The sequence below is a fragment of the Elusimicrobiota bacterium genome, assembly GCA_041658405.1.
Classification (GTDB): Bacteria; Elusimicrobiota; UBA5214; order JBBAAG01; family JBBAAG01; genus JBBAAG01.
The window spans coordinates 24,584-40,457 of record JBBAAG010000022.1; the positions used below are offsets into that span (position 1 = coordinate 24,584).

Below are 15,874 nucleotides of genomic sequence, written 5' to 3' on the forward strand. Positions count from 1 at the left end.
ATGAATAATAAAATAACATACCGGAGGAATAATTTGATGTTAAGAAAAACCATGGTAGCTGTATGCTTGATGTTGACAACCTGTACGGCGTTATCCTTTGCTGCGCCGATATTTGAGGAACAGTTTAACTACACGGGGAATCCCAGTACTACTACATGGCCGTGTAAACCTGTAACTTCAGGATCAACGGCGTATTGTAACGGGTCAGAACTTTATTTTGTTGACGCAAGTTCTGCAGCAAGCAGCTGGGGTGTGGATATGTACAGTTCAAAAATTTCGTATCCGTTAATGGGGATGAACGGTTTTGTACGGTTTGCGATTAAGATTAAAGCTAACTCTAAGAAAACCGGGTCGAATTACGGATTCTCACACACGTTTTATAAAAATACCGCATGTGATTCAACCAGTTCGTCTGTTGCCCGGCTAAACGTCGATGATAAAATGGTAAGATTCCAGCGGTCATCAAACAATGTTTATTATGACAGTTATACCATTAAAACAGATATATTCAACAATTTTCATGAAGTTATCATATTCATAACAAGCGGTACAGCACGGCTGATCGGCGGCGATTCGCGCGGGACTATCAGTGTCGCTACGGCGGACCGCGCAAACATTTTTGGCCTTGCGACAGGGTATTCCGGAACATATTATATTGACTATTTAGTTGTTGACGGAACCTCCGCTGCGACAGTAACAATTAATGACGGGATTAATCCTATAAATCAGGCACGGATAGATGTAAAGTTTGGTGATTGGGTATTTTTTGGGGTAAACTCAAACACCAGCGGAGATGTTACGATGAACAACCTATGCCCCGGGACAACGTATACTATAACAGTTTCTGCGAAAGGGTATAAACAGGTAACACAAAACTTCATTGCTGATAATAGAAACAGTACAAAAAGTTTAGGGACAATATCATTAACCGCCGATGCAGCGGCACCAGCGATTTCCGGGTTCCAATCACAGGATTCTAATGGTAACTGGAAAGATGCCGGACAGCAGGTGGATTTACTGACTCCATATTGCCGTATCTCTGCGCAGGATACTTCCACGGGATTGAACCTTGTAACAAAACCGCAGTACATATATTCCACTGACTCCGGGCAAACATGGAAAGGCAGCGCCGGCCTCCGCGGATACTGGAGAAATTATTATTATATGTATGCCGGGTCAGGTTATGCGGGTGATCTTACCATCTGGCAAAGTACGAACACTACTGCATTTGCACAGACCTCGGCTATCAATATTGCAGTGGGTACCAGCGCACCAAGCGGGTTTTCAACTGGTATCAATTATTATAATGCTGAATGGGTTGGGTTCATTAAAAGCAGTTCTACGTCAGGAGATTACGGGTTTTATCTCAACAGCGACGAAGGCGGATTTATTGATATAGGTAATAAAAAAATATTGTGGGATAATGCAAGGCATGGCCCTGGTACATTACGCGGGAGTACAATGACATTAACAGCGGATACCTGGTATCCTGTACATTTAGGATTCTTTGAGTATTCAAGTAGTGCAACCTGCAAATTTTACTGGACCTTACCAGGACAGACTACGGCAGAAGCAACTCTATTCCCATCAAGTAACATGATGTACGGCGACTGTACAGTCACCGGGAGTAATGGCGCTACCGGTGCGGAGTATATTACCACACCGAAAGTTGGTTTTAACCAGATAACATCAACTGCTAATATTGTAATGTTTGCAGTAATGGACCTCGCGGGAAATATTGCGTCGTCAACACATACGGTACAGGTATTTATGCCGACAGGAACAGTCAGCGGGCTAGTTACGGAACAACAGACAGGGAATCCTGTTGGCGGTGCGATTGTTAAATTTCTGGGTTCGAGATTTGTAGGGACAACGATTACCGCGGCGGATGGTACGTACTCGCTTACCGTTCCAACGAATACTTATACGATGGCCGTACGGTTATCGTCGTACTCAGCGGAATCGACCGTGAATAGCGTTATTGTAAACGAAAGCCAGAATACTGTCCAGAACTTTACCTACGACCTCACAGTTCCTACCGGCTGGACAGGGATACAAGTGACAAAACTAAGCGGTGCATGGGTTGACGCAACGACAGATACTAGTGACGACCCGTTCCCGGATTGCCGTATACAAGTAGGGGATATTCAAACGGGTTTGAATACTTCAGTAGCTGGGTATATGTACAGCAAAAATAACGGAACAACTTGGCTACCATCGAACGTAGATTTTACAACGGGTTCTTCAACGAGTAGCCTTACATCTGTCGGAACATGGTCATATACAGGTGGTGAAGCTAAGTGTACCACGCGTTCATCGACAGCTGCGTATTTGGCATACAACGTTCCGGTAAGCAGCAGTATTATCCGTGTGGACACGCAAATCGTTAATAGCGGAGGAAGTTCGTCATACTGGACCGCCATACATTTTTTCCAGACCGCAAAAGGTGATGCGTACACTAAAAGCGGTTATATGGCATATTTTACTAATGCAGGGAATTTGTATTTAATCCGCGCTAATGGGTCGAATTATACAAATATAGGCTCGTCGAATACTGGTATTCCGAACTCAACGACGTATCATACTATCACTGTTGAAGCGATCCCCGGGAAATTAAGTGTATGGTTAGATAATATGTTGTGTATCACATCAACGGATACTGCCTTTAAGTCGGGTTATGTGTCATTACGCAACTACGTAGCCGATGGGCGATATGATAATTTTAAGATTTACAGTGTTGCAGATATCCCCGGAACGGATGGTGTTAATAGTTCTACGATAACAGCAGCTGCTGTACCGTTTGGCCAGAGTTCAACGACAAATAATAAAATACGGTTTATTACAGCGGATATGTATGGCAACTTCGCACAAAGTTTGGACTACCTAATCAAAGTCTCGGTTCCTACCGGAACAGTTAGCGGATTGGTTACCGACGTGCGTACTTCCACAGGGGTGGCTAATGTTACTGTTCGTGCGTTATTGAACAGTGTTGTAAAAGGAGAAGCTACAAGTGATGCGGATGGAAATTACATACTAACACTCCCCACCGGAACATACACGATGACCGCGGCAAAACAAGGATATTACACTCTTACTTATCCAGGTATTTTGGTAAATGAAAACGCAAATACCGCGCAAAGCTTTACGATAAATCCTGTCACCGGGACAGTCACCGGGACAGTTGTTAGCGCGAATACCGGCGGGTTATTGGAAAATGTTGGGATTAGCGTCCTGCAAAACGATGTTTTTGTCAGCAGTGCTGTTACAACCTCAAACGGTGCTTATACGTTCAACCTGCCGATAGGATTGTATGAACTATCAGCGGTTTACACAAACTATCAGAGTACGAGTACGGAAGGAGTAACTATCGCCGCGGGTACGCCGGCAAGCGTGAATTTTGTACTCATGAAATCTACCGGCATAATTTCCGGGATAGTAACTTCTGACGGGACAGAGCCAATGGAGAATGTTATAGTCCAGGTTTTCGTCGGGACAACAACAGTTGCGCAAATGACGACCATAGATGACGGTGTGTTTATTTTTGAAAATATTCCTGTTGGGAGTTATGATATAGTTGCGACACTGTCTTTATTCGCGGTAAACACTAAAGCCGCACAAGTTGTAAATGATAACCAGACAACTACGGTGAATATTACTATGGTATATGTCGGTCCTGGCGCTGCAATATCAGGTATTATTTGTGATGGTTGGACTAATTTGCCGTTACAGGGTGCTGCAGTAAACTTGCGGTTACCAAATAAAGTACTGGTTGGTACTTCTACAACCGATAGTGAAGGTAAGTATAGGATAGAAGCTGCAACCGGGACATACGAAATTTCTGCATCGTTCACAGAATATATTACATCAACTACAGCGGAGATTGAGATTGTTTCTACTTCAACTGTTCATAATTTAACATTAACACCTGAAAAAGGAAGGATTGTTGGTACTATAAAGGATAACGCGACAAAGCTACCGATACAAGGTATTGTTGTTAAAGCAATAAAAGATGCGAGTATCATAGCATCAGCAATCACGGATGCCAATGGTGCGTATACACTGGTGTTAAGTGCGGATACATACGATCTTTTAGTGCAGGATTCTACCGGTAAGTATAATCCCAAGACGGTGTATGAACAAATATTAACGCTTAATACTCCTTTAACTTCCGATTTTTTGCTTAACATGTATATGACAAAACCTGCGGTTGTACATAATAACATGATAAGCGCATCCGGGAAGAAAGCTAAAATATTCCTGAATATCACAAAACGGTCAAAAGTTACGGTATCTGTTTATAACTCAATCGGTGAACTCATAAAAACCGTGTCAGATGGCGAGATGCTGGATGATGGTACGCAGTTAAAAGAATGGGATGGTACTGATAGTAACGGCAATGCTGTGGGTAACGGCGTATACGTCATCTACATCGATATTGCGGGTAAACGTGAGATACGTAAGATGGTTATTATGAAATAAACTGGCCTTTGTTATAGAGTAATACAAACCCCTCCCGCGGCGTACGGCGCTGCAGGAGGGGTTTTGTAATTGTGAAATACTTCACAACTGATTTTTTCTCACGAGCAGATTTTTGTTGACTTTCTGCTAATTTATGGTTAATAATATAGTAACAATAAGAAAAATCATAAACAAAAAAGGCGTATTTGTGTATAGTTTTGAAACGGAAGTACTTATGAAACGTTTGGTGATTACCGGTATCTCTGACATGTCAAAAACTGTGTTACATGACAAAAATGTAGTAATAAAGAACTTTCCATATATCATAGGCCGCGCACAGGATGGTTCTTTCCTATTCCAGGTAATGATTTTACATAACAGGCTTAATATCCTCGATTCATCACCTTACTGTGTTTCCCGTAAGCATATGATGATAATAAAGAAAGATAGTAGATACTGTGTGGTGGATCTCAACAGTACATTAGGAACGATTGTTAATGATAAACTTATTGGCAAAAAAGGTGAGTCATACGTAGCGTATCTCGTAGATGGTAATAATAAAGTTATACTAGGCCAAAAAAAGTCGCCGTATACGTTTAACCTCACCCTCTCAGCGCAATAAAGTGTTTTAATAACTGTTTTCTTATACCCGCAATTGCCATATTGTCACGTGTAGGATGTACGCGGTTAGTGAGTAATACCATATACGTTTTTCTTAGATTATTAATCCAAATACTTGTCCCGGTAAAGCCTGTATGCCCATAAATGTTTTTATCAATAACACCCCATCCGAGCCCGCGTGAAGCGTTAAGCCCGGGGGTATGGTTTTGTGTCATTAAACTTATTGATTCAGGGGATAAAACTGTTGTATTTCCATACTTTCCACCGTTAAGCATCATCCCGCAAAAAAGTGAGAGCTCAAACGCTGTGGAGAACAATCCCGCATGGCCGGCGGTACCCCCGAGGATATACGACACCTCGTCGTGAACACTACCCCTCACAACCTTAGCGCGGTACCTGCAAAACTCAGTTGCTGCGTAACGCTGTATAATAATGTTACTACTACTGGTATTATATCCGGTCTCACGCATGCCTAACTTCCGAAAAATCTGGGTTTTACAAAAAACATTTAGTTTTTGCCCGGAAACTTTTTCTGTTATCCATCCTAATAAGATAAAGTTGAGGTCTGAATACAAAACTTTTTTGTTCGGGGTATAACACAACTTAGTACTTTGAATTTTCTTTATCAACTCAGTGCGGGTAAGAAAATTGTTGTTTTTCAAGTACGATACTGTTGCGGGAAGGCCGGAGGTATGGGCTAATAAATGCTTAAGCGTAACCCCCTGTTTCTCATTTCCATGGAACCATGAAAGGTACTTCCCAACTTTATCGTTGATATCAAGCTTGTGTTTGTCACGGAGTAACATAATCGCTGTGGCAGTAGCAATAGGCTTGGTTAATGACGCAAGGTCAAATATTGTTGCGGTATCCATTTTCTCTGGTACCGGTACGAGTTGTTTGTATCCCGTTGAGAAAATGATGGGTGTACGGTTAATACTTGTGCCGATACAACACACCGCACCGGGATATGCTGTGTGCACGCCTGAATTTATAAGGTCAATAATTTGTTTGTACTTACCGCTAAACTTTTTGGTAGGCAATGGGTTTAATAACTCCCAAGCTCTTTCGCAAGGTTTACCATAAACCTAAAATCTTCAAGACTGACATTATCAGGTACTGAATGGTCGGTAGACCATATATAACCGCTTCCTTTCTTCAGGAGCGGGATTATACGTTTCATTTCAGCTGCCATTTCATCACGGTTATTCCACAATAACGCGCTTATCCCGCCGTGGAGGACAAGTTTATCGCCGTATCTTTGTTTTATATCAACAGGATCAATCCCGGATTTTACTTCCAGAGGATTCAACGCGTCAAGGCCGATATCTATGAGTTCCGGGATGAACGGTGTGATACACCCGCAGGAGTGAAGGTGCGCTTTAATACCCTTCTTATGTGCCCATTCAAACGCTTTTTTGTGTACGGGCTTCAATATTTCGCGGTATGTTTTTACTGAGAAAAATTGGTTTAGTTTATATCCCATATCGTCAGGGAAAAAAAGTGAGTCAAACCGATATCCTTTCTCCCACACTCTGTCCAGTAACTGTAAATTTAAATCCACACAGGTGTTGAATATATCCATTACCCATTCAGGTTGTTCTACTATTGCGATTAATAACCGTTCCGTACCAACCATATGCGAATGCGTTACATCAAACCCGAACCATCCATAAGCCTGTATCCACGCGCCTTGTTCACGCCAGAGTTTATAATTTTTGTCAATTGTCCCCCACGGTATACGGTCATCCGAAAATATCATCCGCGCTTTTGCTTTCAACCATTCATCAGGTGTTTTGATGATATTATCAATGTATTCAGGGGTAGACGTTGCGTGTTTCCAGTTTTTTATGGTTGCGCCCCAATTAGTTGTTTTTATAATGTACTCCGGGGTTTCTTCCACAACTTTGGCGTCAAACCTCGGGCTGTTATTTACGGTAAAATTAAACACTTTATCAAGCCCAAAGAAAATGGCGGGGGTAGTATCTTTCGGCATTCCTTCGTTACGCCATCGCGCAATCGTTGTCGCCCATGGGCTGTCATACACAGGTATGCGGTCAGGGTCTTTATGTTCGAACACACAGCGCATACGTTCGTTTGTTGTTAATTTATCGGTACTCATAGTTTACCTTTCCCTTTTTGTTCTGTACTCAACGCGAACTTACGTACTCCGGATTGTTGAGCAATATCAACAATACGGATTATATAGTCATACTTAACATCCTTATCCCCGTTAATTATAACCACACTGTTTGGGTTACTTGCAACCCGAGCGGTGAGGTCAGGTTCAAGTTCTTCCAGTGTGACACGTTCCTGGTTCAATAAAATTTCACCCGCGGCGGTAACTGTTATTGTTATATTTCTATCAGTTTCAGCTTCTACACGTGTAGTCTTTGGTAAAGTTACTTTTATACCGGACTGCATAATCAACGGTGTGGTAACCATAAAAATTATGAGTAATACCAAAACCACGTCAGTGAACGGCGTAATGTTTATCTCCGCCAAAATCTTTGTGCGTTTCCGTGAGGATACTGCGGAGTTATTCATTTCCCTGTCCTTTTATTCTGTGTGGTGATAAGGTCAAGGATTTCTGATGAGCAAAGTTCCATCTCAGTGACCATAGTATCAATCTTGCGGGAGAAGTAATTATAAAAAATTGATGCCGGGATCGCTACCAGCAAACCCGTAGCTGTGCAGATCAAAGCTTCTGATACCCCGCCGATGACGATATTCATACCGCCGCTGCCAATGACTGAAATATCGTGGAACGCGCGGATAATACCCAGTACCGTACCAAAAAGGCCGATGTATACCGCTATATTCCCGATAGTTCCGAGGATTGCCGTGTTTTTTTCAAGTTTAACAGTTTCAACCGCAACCTCGCGGGACATTGCGTTGGAAACAATTTTTTCGTCATGCCCGGAGTACGTGATCCCGGCTAACGCAACGGATGAAAGCGTACTTTTTGTGGTTTCACAAATACTTTTTGCGGTATCATACTTCCCCGCAAGTATAGCTTCCGCGAGTTTTGGTATAATTTTTGTCCGTTTGATACGCCCGCGTATTGAAAGATAGATATACCGTTCAATAATTACCGCAATTGATAGTATCGACGTGAAGATCAGGATGTACATCGTGAACCCGCCGATTTGTATTATATCCCACAAATTTTTACCTGCAAACATTTTTGTTGTATTTACTCCTTTAAGCAATAAATCTATAATAATTTATATATTAGCAAATATCACCGGTAGTTCTCAATTGTTTCCAGTAAAGCATCAATATTTTCTGACGGTGTATCACACAAAACCTGGTTTGATACTCCAAGAATTATGCCGTTATACTTTTTTGCAGCGTCAATACACACGCGTGTTTCTGTGATAACATCTTCCTTTGACCCCTGGCTTAATGTCCACGAACTAATATTGCCTAAACACGTAAGGTTTGGGTGTTTCACCCGCAGGTCTTCCACCCGCATCCCGGCATGCCGGTCAATTTCGTAATACCCGTGTACCCCAGCTTTTTCGAATAACATATCGGCAACAGGCCAGAGATTACCGTCGGATGCGAATATATGATACCCGTTGTTTGCACAGCAACAGTCTGATACTTGCTTAAGAGCAGGGAGCATTAGTTCGTTAAATAGCTGCGGTGAATAAAACGTGCCGGTATCTGTTGCGAAATCATGCCCTCCTAAAAAGTACCGGAAGCCGTGTTTTGCGAAGTGTTCAACATTACGTTTCACGCGGGTAAGCTGGATACTGATATACTCCTTCACTAACCCAGGGTCGAGTAACATTAATTCAAGCCATATGATTTCTGTGTGTACCGACGGGAGAACAGTCGCGCAAGAAAGTTCAATCGCGTAATTGTTACCCAAAAGTTTCTGTGCCTTCAACGCGAACTCCTGGCTTTCATCTTTTGGCGTGTAGGCATTAACAGTTTTAAGGTTAGCATCGACATTACGCCGGACCTCGTCGGAAGTAAGCACGCGGGGACGGTACCACCCGTCGTATGACTGTTCAGTCCCAGGATCGTATTTCAGTACCCTCCAAGTATTCTCGTCGGAGCTGTTCTCAAACAGGTACGTATTATCGTCAATCTTGCGGGTAGGTTTTCTTGGCGCACGCCAGTACTGCGGACGTACTAAATCCTGGCCGGTTATCCTGGCAAGGTCAACCGCGTCTTTAAATGAACGTTCGAGGTACTCGTCATGCCAGCCTTCGTACAATGACTTTACTTCCCGCCATTTTTGTATACCCCCGCCGATAAACGCTTCACGTTTAAGTATGTGCGACGCAGCTTTTGATGAGAACCCGCGGTGGTTAACCGGCACTTTATCCGTCGGCTGTTTCTTAAACGCAGCTTCTACCCGCTCTTTTGGTGTCATATAATATATCCCTATTTAGGTTTTGCAGCTTTCCACCCGGCGTTGAGCTGTGCACTAAGTTTTGCGCATAAATCCTTATTTTTCTTGTCTAACGCAAGGTTAACATTTTCCCCGGGATCGGATTGATGGTCATAAAGTTCAACTCCAACAACCTCGCCGGTATCACGGTTTTTCCATTCAGCATAACGGTACTGTTTTGTACGCATAGTATACCCCATAACCTTATTTGGGCGGGGATACTGGCTGAACGCTGCGGATTTCCAGTCACGGTTAGGTTCGTCAAGTAACGGTACCATACTGACACCTTCGAGCCCTTCCGGCAAAGGTAAGCCTGTGAGTTCGCATAATGTCGGGTAAATATCGACATACTCGGTTAATGCCGGAATCTTTACACCAATATTCTTTGTACCGGGTACGCGGAGGATTAACGGGACCCTGGTTGCGAGTTCAAAATTTGTATGTTTACACCATAACCCATGCTCGCCAAGTTGCCATCCATGATCGCCCCAGAGAATTATTATAGTATCGTTTTCAAGTTTAAGATCTTCAATTTCTTTCATCAACCGCCCAACCTGTGCGTCAAGAAAGCTTGTACACGCATAGTATCCGTGTATAAGTTTTCGTGCGGTATCATCGGGTAATGGCCCGCTTTTCGGTATACCGAGATAACGCCGTACTTCCCCAGAATCGTGTAACGCAACCGTAGGACAATCTTTTGGTGCATACGGATTATCTGCTAATTTAAGTTTTGCCGGGTCGTATAGATCCCAGTATTTCTTAGGACAGCAGAACGGTAAGTGTGGTTTATGGTAGCCTACAGCAAAGAAGAACCGTTTATTTTTTATCTCTCTCAACTTTTCAACTGCTTTATCCGTAATCTGGCCATCATGATATTTATTATCATCGACATCCGCGGCTTCCCATGCGTAACTCCGTTCCGCGTCAGTACGGATTTTATCGCCTTTCAACCCTTTATCCTTAGCTTCCTGTATTTTATCTTTACGATAATTTTCGTTCTCCGGAAGCGCATAGGTTATCGACGTGGTTTTGATGTACTCATCCCACGACTGTTTATCATTAAGGTGGTAAACTTTACCTATTCCTACGGTATAGTATCCGTGGTTTTTAAAATTTTCAGGGAGTGTTATTGTATCAGGTATAGTCTTTCTAAAATGTGTAGTGAGATCATAAATCTTGGTAGTATCCGGCCTCTTACCGGTCAATAAACTCGTCCGGGTTGGGCTGCATAATGCTTGCTGGCAATACGCCTGGGTAAACATTACTCCCGTGGATGCCAGGCGGTCAAGGTTGGGGGTAAGCATTTGTTTTTGTCCATAACACCCGAGCTGTGTCCGCAGGTCGTCAACTGCAATAAATAGAACGTTGTATTTCCCGCAGTCAAGTTTAGTCCCTTTTTCCGCTAGAGCAGCTGCCTGTGATTTGTCTTTCACTCCGCCAGGCACGATACTGTTTTCCATCGCAGCAGCTGTACAAGTGCCAGGATTGAACATCATTGCCATTACTGTAACTGTAGTTAGTTTGTTTAACAACTGTTGTTGCTGATTTTTCATTTACCTTTTCTCCTTATTGTTAATGTTGTTATTACTGTAGTTTACAAAATAAATGCAAAAATTATACAAAAATATCACGGGTATGTATGCAATTTAGCATCCTACTTTGCCCCACCCTTTTCATCCAATATTGACTCTGCATGTATTTGAACTATACGACGCTATAATTATATATACCCCCGGGTCATAATTCGATGTAAAAGACGGGTCAAATTGGGTTGCAAACTCACACTCTAGCGTGTAAGGTATGTTGTGCGTGTCAAAATAATGGCGTAAATACTCGTGTGCAGCGTTTGCGTATAATTCGACTGTTAAGATTGAAACTGCCGGAATTACAAATCCCACAATTAACACATTACAAAAAATAGCAATTGAATAGGATTCTAAAACAAGTGAAGTCGTTGTTGATTTGAAGAAGGTTCAAGCATTGAGTGATTATTAAAGAAATTATTTATTTCCAAATTACATTTTGTATAATGAAAATATTGTATTAAATGTAATAACAAATATTGAAGAAGTAAATCGAGGTTGACATGAAAAAAAAATATAAAATCCTTATCAGTGTCGTAGTCCTGTTAAGTATCATCCGGCTTATTTTACCCTACATTGTATTGCATTATGCCAATAAAACATTAGCAAACGTCAAAGGGTATTACGGACATATTGACGATATAGATTTATCCATCTACCGGGGCGCATACATCATTAACGATATTTATTTAAACAAAGTTGATTCTGTTTCAAAACAACAAACTCCGTTTTTTAAATCCCGCAACATTGATTTATCCGTTGAATGGGGTGCACTTCTTCACGGATCCATTGTTGGTGAACTCACTTTCGATTCGCCCGAATTAATTTTTACAAAAGACAAAACCGACCTAACCGATGTAAAAAAAGACACCCCCGATTTTCGCAAACTCCTCAAAAATTTTATGCCCCTTAAAGTAAACCGTTTTGAAATCAATGACGGCACTATACGTTATGCCGACAACACATCCACACCAAAGGTTGATATAGCACTAAAGCAAACTCACATCCTCGCACTCAACCTCAAAAGCGTAATAGATGATAAAATAGAACTCCCCTCCACTGTCACAGCACAGGCAAATGCCTATGAAGGAACTTTAAGCTTCAACATGAAATTAAATGCCTTGGCTGACAATGCAACATTCGATTTGAATGCAGAAATAAAAAATACCAATCTTGTTTTACTAAATGACTTTTTTAAAGCGTATGGAAATTTTGATGTACACAGAGGCAACTTTGGATTATATACAGAAATGGCTGCCAAGGATGGTAAATTTAAAGGATATGTCAAACCTATAATAAAAGATTTAAAAGTGGTGGGACCTGAAGACAGGCATGATACATTTTTTAATAAAGTATGGGAACAAATTGTAGGTGCTTCCGGAGTAATATTTAAAAATCAAAAAAAAGACCAAGTTGCAACTAAGGTGAATATGGAAGGCAGTTATAAAAACCCGCAAACAAATACACTCGATGCAATTTGGGAAGTCCTGCTCAACGCCTTTGTACAGCCGCTCCTTCCCGAAGTTGACAATACGATAAGCATCAACTCGGTTAAAACAGAAACACCACAGGATAAAAGATATTTACTACAGCGTCAGGAAGAGGACAAGAAGAAGAAATGAAAAAGCAGTTCAAAAATATTCTTATCGTCTCAAAAACTGCTTTCAAAAAATGGTGGGCAAAAGACCCTTTTAAAGAAAGCGCAGTCATTGCATACTATGCAATATTTTCATTGCCCGGATTGCTTGTTGTAATCGTATCCTTAGCAGGATATTTTTTCGGACAAGAAGCCGTCAACGGACAAATAGCAGCGCAAATTGCCTCCACAATGGGTGCAGATACAGCCCAACAAATTCAAGACATGATAGCAAAAGGAACCGAATCAAAAAATCATTTCTGGGCAACTATTATCGGAGCCATCACAATTCTTGTTGGAGCAACAGGCGTATTCGCGCAATTTCAAAAATCTATAAATACTATATGGGAAGTAAAAGCAGATGAATCTAAATCCGGCATTTTAAATTTGCTCAAAGCACGCTTATTTTCATTCGGACTTATAATTGCAATTGCATTTATCCTAATAGTATCACTCGTAATTTCTGCAACCCTATCCGCTTTCGGCACCTGGATAACAAATCATTTTTCAGAATCCCTGGTCATTGTATTACAAGCCATCAATTCTATTTTATCACTTGGCATCCTTACAGTATTGTTCTCACTCATTTTTATATTTATTCCCGATGCAAAAATAAAATGGCGGCACGTATGGATTGGCTCATTCGTTACCGCACTGTTATTTGAAATAGGAAAATTCGCCTTAGGATTATATTTCGGAACAGCAGACCCCGGTTCAGGATACGGAGCAGCAGGTTCAATTATTTTAATCCTGTTATGGGTATCCTATTCATCCATGATAGTTTTTTACGGAGCAGAGTTTACCCATGCTTATGCCAATTTTTTCTCAGGCAAAGTGCCACCAACAAAAATTGCCAAAAAACAAACAGAAAAATAAGGGACAAATATGATTGTCAAGACTGCCAAAGGTTACACGGAATTGCAATTTAGCATCCTACTTTGCCCCACCCTTTTCATCCAATATTGACCCGGCATGTATTTGAACTATCCGACGCTATAATTATATATACCCCTGGGTCATACTTCGATGTAAAAGACGGGTCAAATTGGGTTGCAAACTCACACCTCTAAGTTTATCCATGATTCCTTCGTCCCATCTGGTCCAAAAGCACCACCATCAAATTTTCCTTCTTTGTTTAAAGCACCGTGTCCAGGATCTATCAGAACTCTACTAACACCATAAAGATATGTTGATGAAAATAAAATGAAAATACAAAAAAACGAACAATTTATTAAATGTATATATTTATTCATATATTACATCCGCCTCATATATTGCCAAATTCTTTTCTTCAGAAAATATGAGCTTCTTCCCATCAGGGGACAACACTTCAAATGATTCTAGTAAGGTTGGGGTGGTGGTTAATTGAAATGTATTTTTAGTTATACTATCCCACATAAATAAATCTGAGCTAAGAGTAACCTCTCCGTCTTCTTCAGTGATTTGATATAATATAAATTGTCCGTCACTTGACCAACTCCCATGACCATTTAAATCACATAATAAATTGCCTTTATTGTCCAAAACATATTCATCATTAACTAAAATATACATTCTATTTTTGGAATATACTAGTCGCCGATAATTCCCTCCCGTTTCATTTTTTACGTCATCATTGATTGTTATCAAGTTCTTGCTTTGTTTCCCATCTGTACTTATGCTAATTTCCCATATGTTGGAATTATCATCAATAATAAGTTTTGTGACCGATAGTTTTGGAGGATGTTCCATTTTCTTTCCATTTTCATCAAAATATTGAATATTTATGAACCCCTGTGTTTTGGATATTTCATAACAACAAAATTCTTTATTATCCCATTCCACTTGACCTTTTGTTGGAAGACTGATTTTTTTTACTTTTTTTGCTTTAAGATCAACAATCATATTTTCTGCAACAAATATCTTCCCCTTACCTTTAACTGGTTCGGTTAAGATGTCTGTACCTAAAACTATTTTATTCCCATCTGTTGACCACACTCTTATTCCAATATAACCTTCGGTATCTTTGGAAAGAATGGGAATATCTATCAAGGTCTCAGTTTCTATGTCAAATACTCGAATATTCGTGGGATGTGCTAAATATATTTTCTTGCTATCAGGCGACCAAGAAGATTGTCCCCACGACTCCCCTTCCGGGGTAATAGGTCGGATATTTTCTAATCTGATATTTGTTATATGAGAAGGTAAATTACCATCTTTTTTATCTTCTGCTATAACATATGATGTAATACACAAAACTCCTATTAACACTAACTCCAAAACTTTGTGTTTGTTTTTCATTAAACTTTATGTCCCCCTAATTCCCTAACTTTGTTTTACTACCCAAGCTGCATTTAGCCAATTTCAACAAATTAGACTATCCTATATCTTTTTCAAATTTAATAACCCTTGTTATATTAGACACCTGTATTTAAAAGTTCAAACTCAAACAAAATATCCCCTTATATTATTCTCACATACAACATTACTTGCAGATTCCTTAGGTACAACGATTCAATGAAGCGGTTTGAATCCATACCTACATTAATAGTAGATATAATAACATTTGTCAAATTACAAATATGTAACACCTAAAGGCATATTGGCGTTTATATCAGAAACCCCGTTATTTTAGCCGGTAGCCTTTTTCTATAACTGTTTCAATACTATCATCGTTCGTCTTTATACCCAGTTTTACTCTTACCCTGCGTACAAGGATCTCCAAGCACCTGGTTTTCTTACCTATACTTTCTTCGCAGTTAAACAACGATTTGTATAACTCAGTTCGTGACACAACCTCGCCGTAGTTGTTTAACAGCAAGTGGATAAACTTAAACTCTTTCAGTGTAAGCTCTATAAACCTATCACCTATCTTTACACCCAACGGCATCGCGCTTAGTTCATACCCGCCGCGTTTGTAGGTCAACATTACACCTTGTTTTCCACGGGTAACAGCTTTGTTTACCCGAGAAAGGACAACATCGGCGTCAGTACCTTTAACGATATAATCTTCCGCGCCGGCATCCAATCCGCGTACCTGTTCCTCAGGGCTTACCGCTTTGCCGGTATAAAGTACTACGGGTATGTTTTCTGTTACAGGGTTCTGTTTTAACCTACGGCATAACTCCCAGCCGTCCGTGTCGGGCAGATTAACATCCAGGATTATTGTGTCCGGTTTGTATTGTTCCGCTA

At 40.8% G+C, this 15,874-nt stretch carries 13 protein-coding genes; 4 read left to right on the plus strand and 9 right to left on the minus strand.

Translation table 11 applies throughout. The features are described 5' to 3' along the window. Together WC955_05780 and WC955_05785 are read left to right on the plus strand one after the other, a co-directional pair. Positions 1-4,479, plus strand: a complete 4,479-nt coding sequence (locus WC955_05780; GenBank protein MFA5858557.1) for a carboxypeptidase regulatory-like domain-containing protein — start codon at positions 1-3, stop codon at positions 4,477-4,479. 214 nt (positions 4,480-4,693) lie between these two features. Continuing rightward, complete coding sequence (locus tag WC955_05785; protein ID MFA5858558.1) at positions 4,694-5,080, plus strand: FHA domain-containing protein; 387 nt, start codon at positions 4,694-4,696, stop codon at positions 5,078-5,080. On the opposite strand, the gene WC955_05790 is transcribed toward WC955_05785, so the two are convergent. Genes WC955_05790 through WC955_05815 form a run of 6 tightly spaced genes read right to left on the minus strand, consistent with a single transcriptional unit; the run spans position 5,061 to position 11,037 of the window. Beyond that, the gene (locus tag WC955_05790) at positions 5,061-6,119 is read right to left on the minus strand and encodes a serine hydrolase domain-containing protein (GenBank protein ID MFA5858559.1); all 1,059 of its coding nucleotides are present in this window, start codon (positions 6,117-6,119) and stop codon (positions 5,061-5,063) included. The genes WC955_05785 and WC955_05790 overlap by 20 nt on opposite strands. Before the next feature lie 5 nt (positions 6,120-6,124). Then, entirely contained in the window at positions 6,125-7,198 is a 1,074-nt protein-coding gene (locus tag WC955_05795; GenBank protein MFA5858560.1) for a uroporphyrinogen decarboxylase family protein, read from the minus strand. After that, positions 7,195-7,623: a biopolymer transporter ExbD gene (locus WC955_05800; protein ID MFA5858561.1), complete on the minus strand. Its 429-nt coding sequence runs from the start codon at positions 7,621-7,623 to the stop codon at positions 7,195-7,197. The genes WC955_05795 and WC955_05800 overlap by 4 nt, the downstream gene beginning before the upstream one ends. Next, positions 7,620-8,261 (minus strand): MotA/TolQ/ExbB proton channel family protein, encoded by a 642-nt coding sequence (locus WC955_05805; protein MFA5858562.1) that lies wholly within the window; start codon positions 8,259-8,261, stop codon positions 7,620-7,622. Before WC955_05805 ends, WC955_05800 begins: the two co-directional genes overlap by 4 nt. A 59-nt stretch (positions 8,262-8,320) precedes the next feature. Continuing rightward, a complete protein-coding gene (locus WC955_05810) occupies positions 8,321-9,466 on the minus strand; it encodes a uroporphyrinogen decarboxylase family protein (protein MFA5858563.1) in 1,146 nt (381 codons plus the stop codon). Positions 9,467-9,477: 11 nt separating this feature from the next. After that, entirely contained in the window at positions 9,478-11,037 is a 1,560-nt protein-coding gene (locus WC955_05815) for a sulfatase (protein ID MFA5858564.1), read from the minus strand. 533 nt (positions 11,038-11,570) lie between these two features. Between WC955_05815 and WC955_05820 the strand changes: the two genes are divergently transcribed. Next, positions 11,571-12,689: a DUF748 domain-containing protein gene (locus WC955_05820; GenBank protein ID MFA5858565.1), complete on the plus strand. Its 1,119-nt coding sequence runs from the start codon at positions 11,571-11,573 to the stop codon at positions 12,687-12,689. Then, positions 12,686-13,579: a YihY/virulence factor BrkB family protein gene (locus WC955_05825; GenBank protein ID MFA5858566.1), complete on the plus strand. Its 894-nt coding sequence runs from the start codon at positions 12,686-12,688 to the stop codon at positions 13,577-13,579. Before WC955_05820 ends, WC955_05825 begins: the two co-directional genes overlap by 4 nt. 182 nt (positions 13,580-13,761) lie before the next feature. On the opposite strand, the gene WC955_05830 is transcribed toward WC955_05825, so the two are convergent. The 3 genes from WC955_05830 to WC955_05840 form a co-directional block, all read right to left on the minus strand. After that, positions 13,762-13,956, minus strand: a complete 195-nt coding sequence (locus tag WC955_05830) for a hypothetical protein (protein MFA5858567.1) — start codon at positions 13,954-13,956, stop codon at positions 13,762-13,764. Further along, positions 13,949-14,983, minus strand: a complete 1,035-nt coding sequence (locus WC955_05835) for a hypothetical protein (GenBank protein ID MFA5858568.1) — start codon at positions 14,981-14,983, stop codon at positions 13,949-13,951. The genes WC955_05830 and WC955_05835 overlap by 8 nt, the downstream gene beginning before the upstream one ends. A 325-nt stretch (positions 14,984-15,308) precedes the next feature. Next, positions 15,309-15,874: response regulator transcription factor (locus WC955_05840; GenBank protein MFA5858569.1), on the minus strand; the 566-nt coding region annotated here is incomplete at its 5' end.

What these genes read in the sequence shown, in the direction of transcription:
- WC955_05780 (MFA5858557.1), top strand. Translation starts at nt 1, where the DNA reads ATGAATAATAAAATAACATACCGGAGGAATAATTTGATGTTAAGAAAA.
- WC955_05785 (MFA5858558.1), top strand. Translation starts at nt 4,694, where the DNA reads ATGAAACGTTTGGTGATTACCGGTATCTCTGACATGTCAAAAACTGTG.
- WC955_05795 (MFA5858560.1), bottom strand. Translation starts at nt 7,198, where the DNA reads ATGAGTACCGATAAATTAACAACAAACGAACGTATGCGCTGTGTGTTC.
- WC955_05800 (MFA5858561.1), bottom strand. Translation starts at nt 7,623, where the DNA reads ATGAATAACTCCGCAGTATCCTCACGGAAACGCACAAAGATTTTGGCG.
- WC955_05805 (MFA5858562.1), bottom strand. Translation starts at nt 8,261, where the DNA reads ATGTTTGCAGGTAAAAATTTGTGGGATATAATACAAATCGGCGGGTTC.
- WC955_05810 (MFA5858563.1), bottom strand. Translation starts at nt 9,466, where the DNA reads ATGACACCAAAAGAGCGGGTAGAAGCTGCGTTTAAGAAACAGCCGACG.
- WC955_05815 (MFA5858564.1), bottom strand. Translation starts at nt 11,037, where the DNA reads ATGAAAAATCAGCAACAACAGTTGTTAAACAAACTAACTACAGTTACA.
- WC955_05820 (MFA5858565.1), top strand. Translation starts at nt 11,571, where the DNA reads ATGAAAAAAAAATATAAAATCCTTATCAGTGTCGTAGTCCTGTTAAGT.
- WC955_05825 (MFA5858566.1), top strand. Translation starts at nt 12,686, where the DNA reads ATGAAAAAGCAGTTCAAAAATATTCTTATCGTCTCAAAAACTGCTTTC.
- WC955_05830 (MFA5858567.1), bottom strand. Translation starts at nt 13,956, where the DNA reads ATGAATAAATATATACATTTAATAAATTGTTCGTTTTTTTGTATTTTC.
- WC955_05835 (MFA5858568.1), bottom strand. Translation starts at nt 14,983, where the DNA reads ATGAAAAACAAACACAAAGTTTTGGAGTTAGTGTTAATAGGAGTTTTG.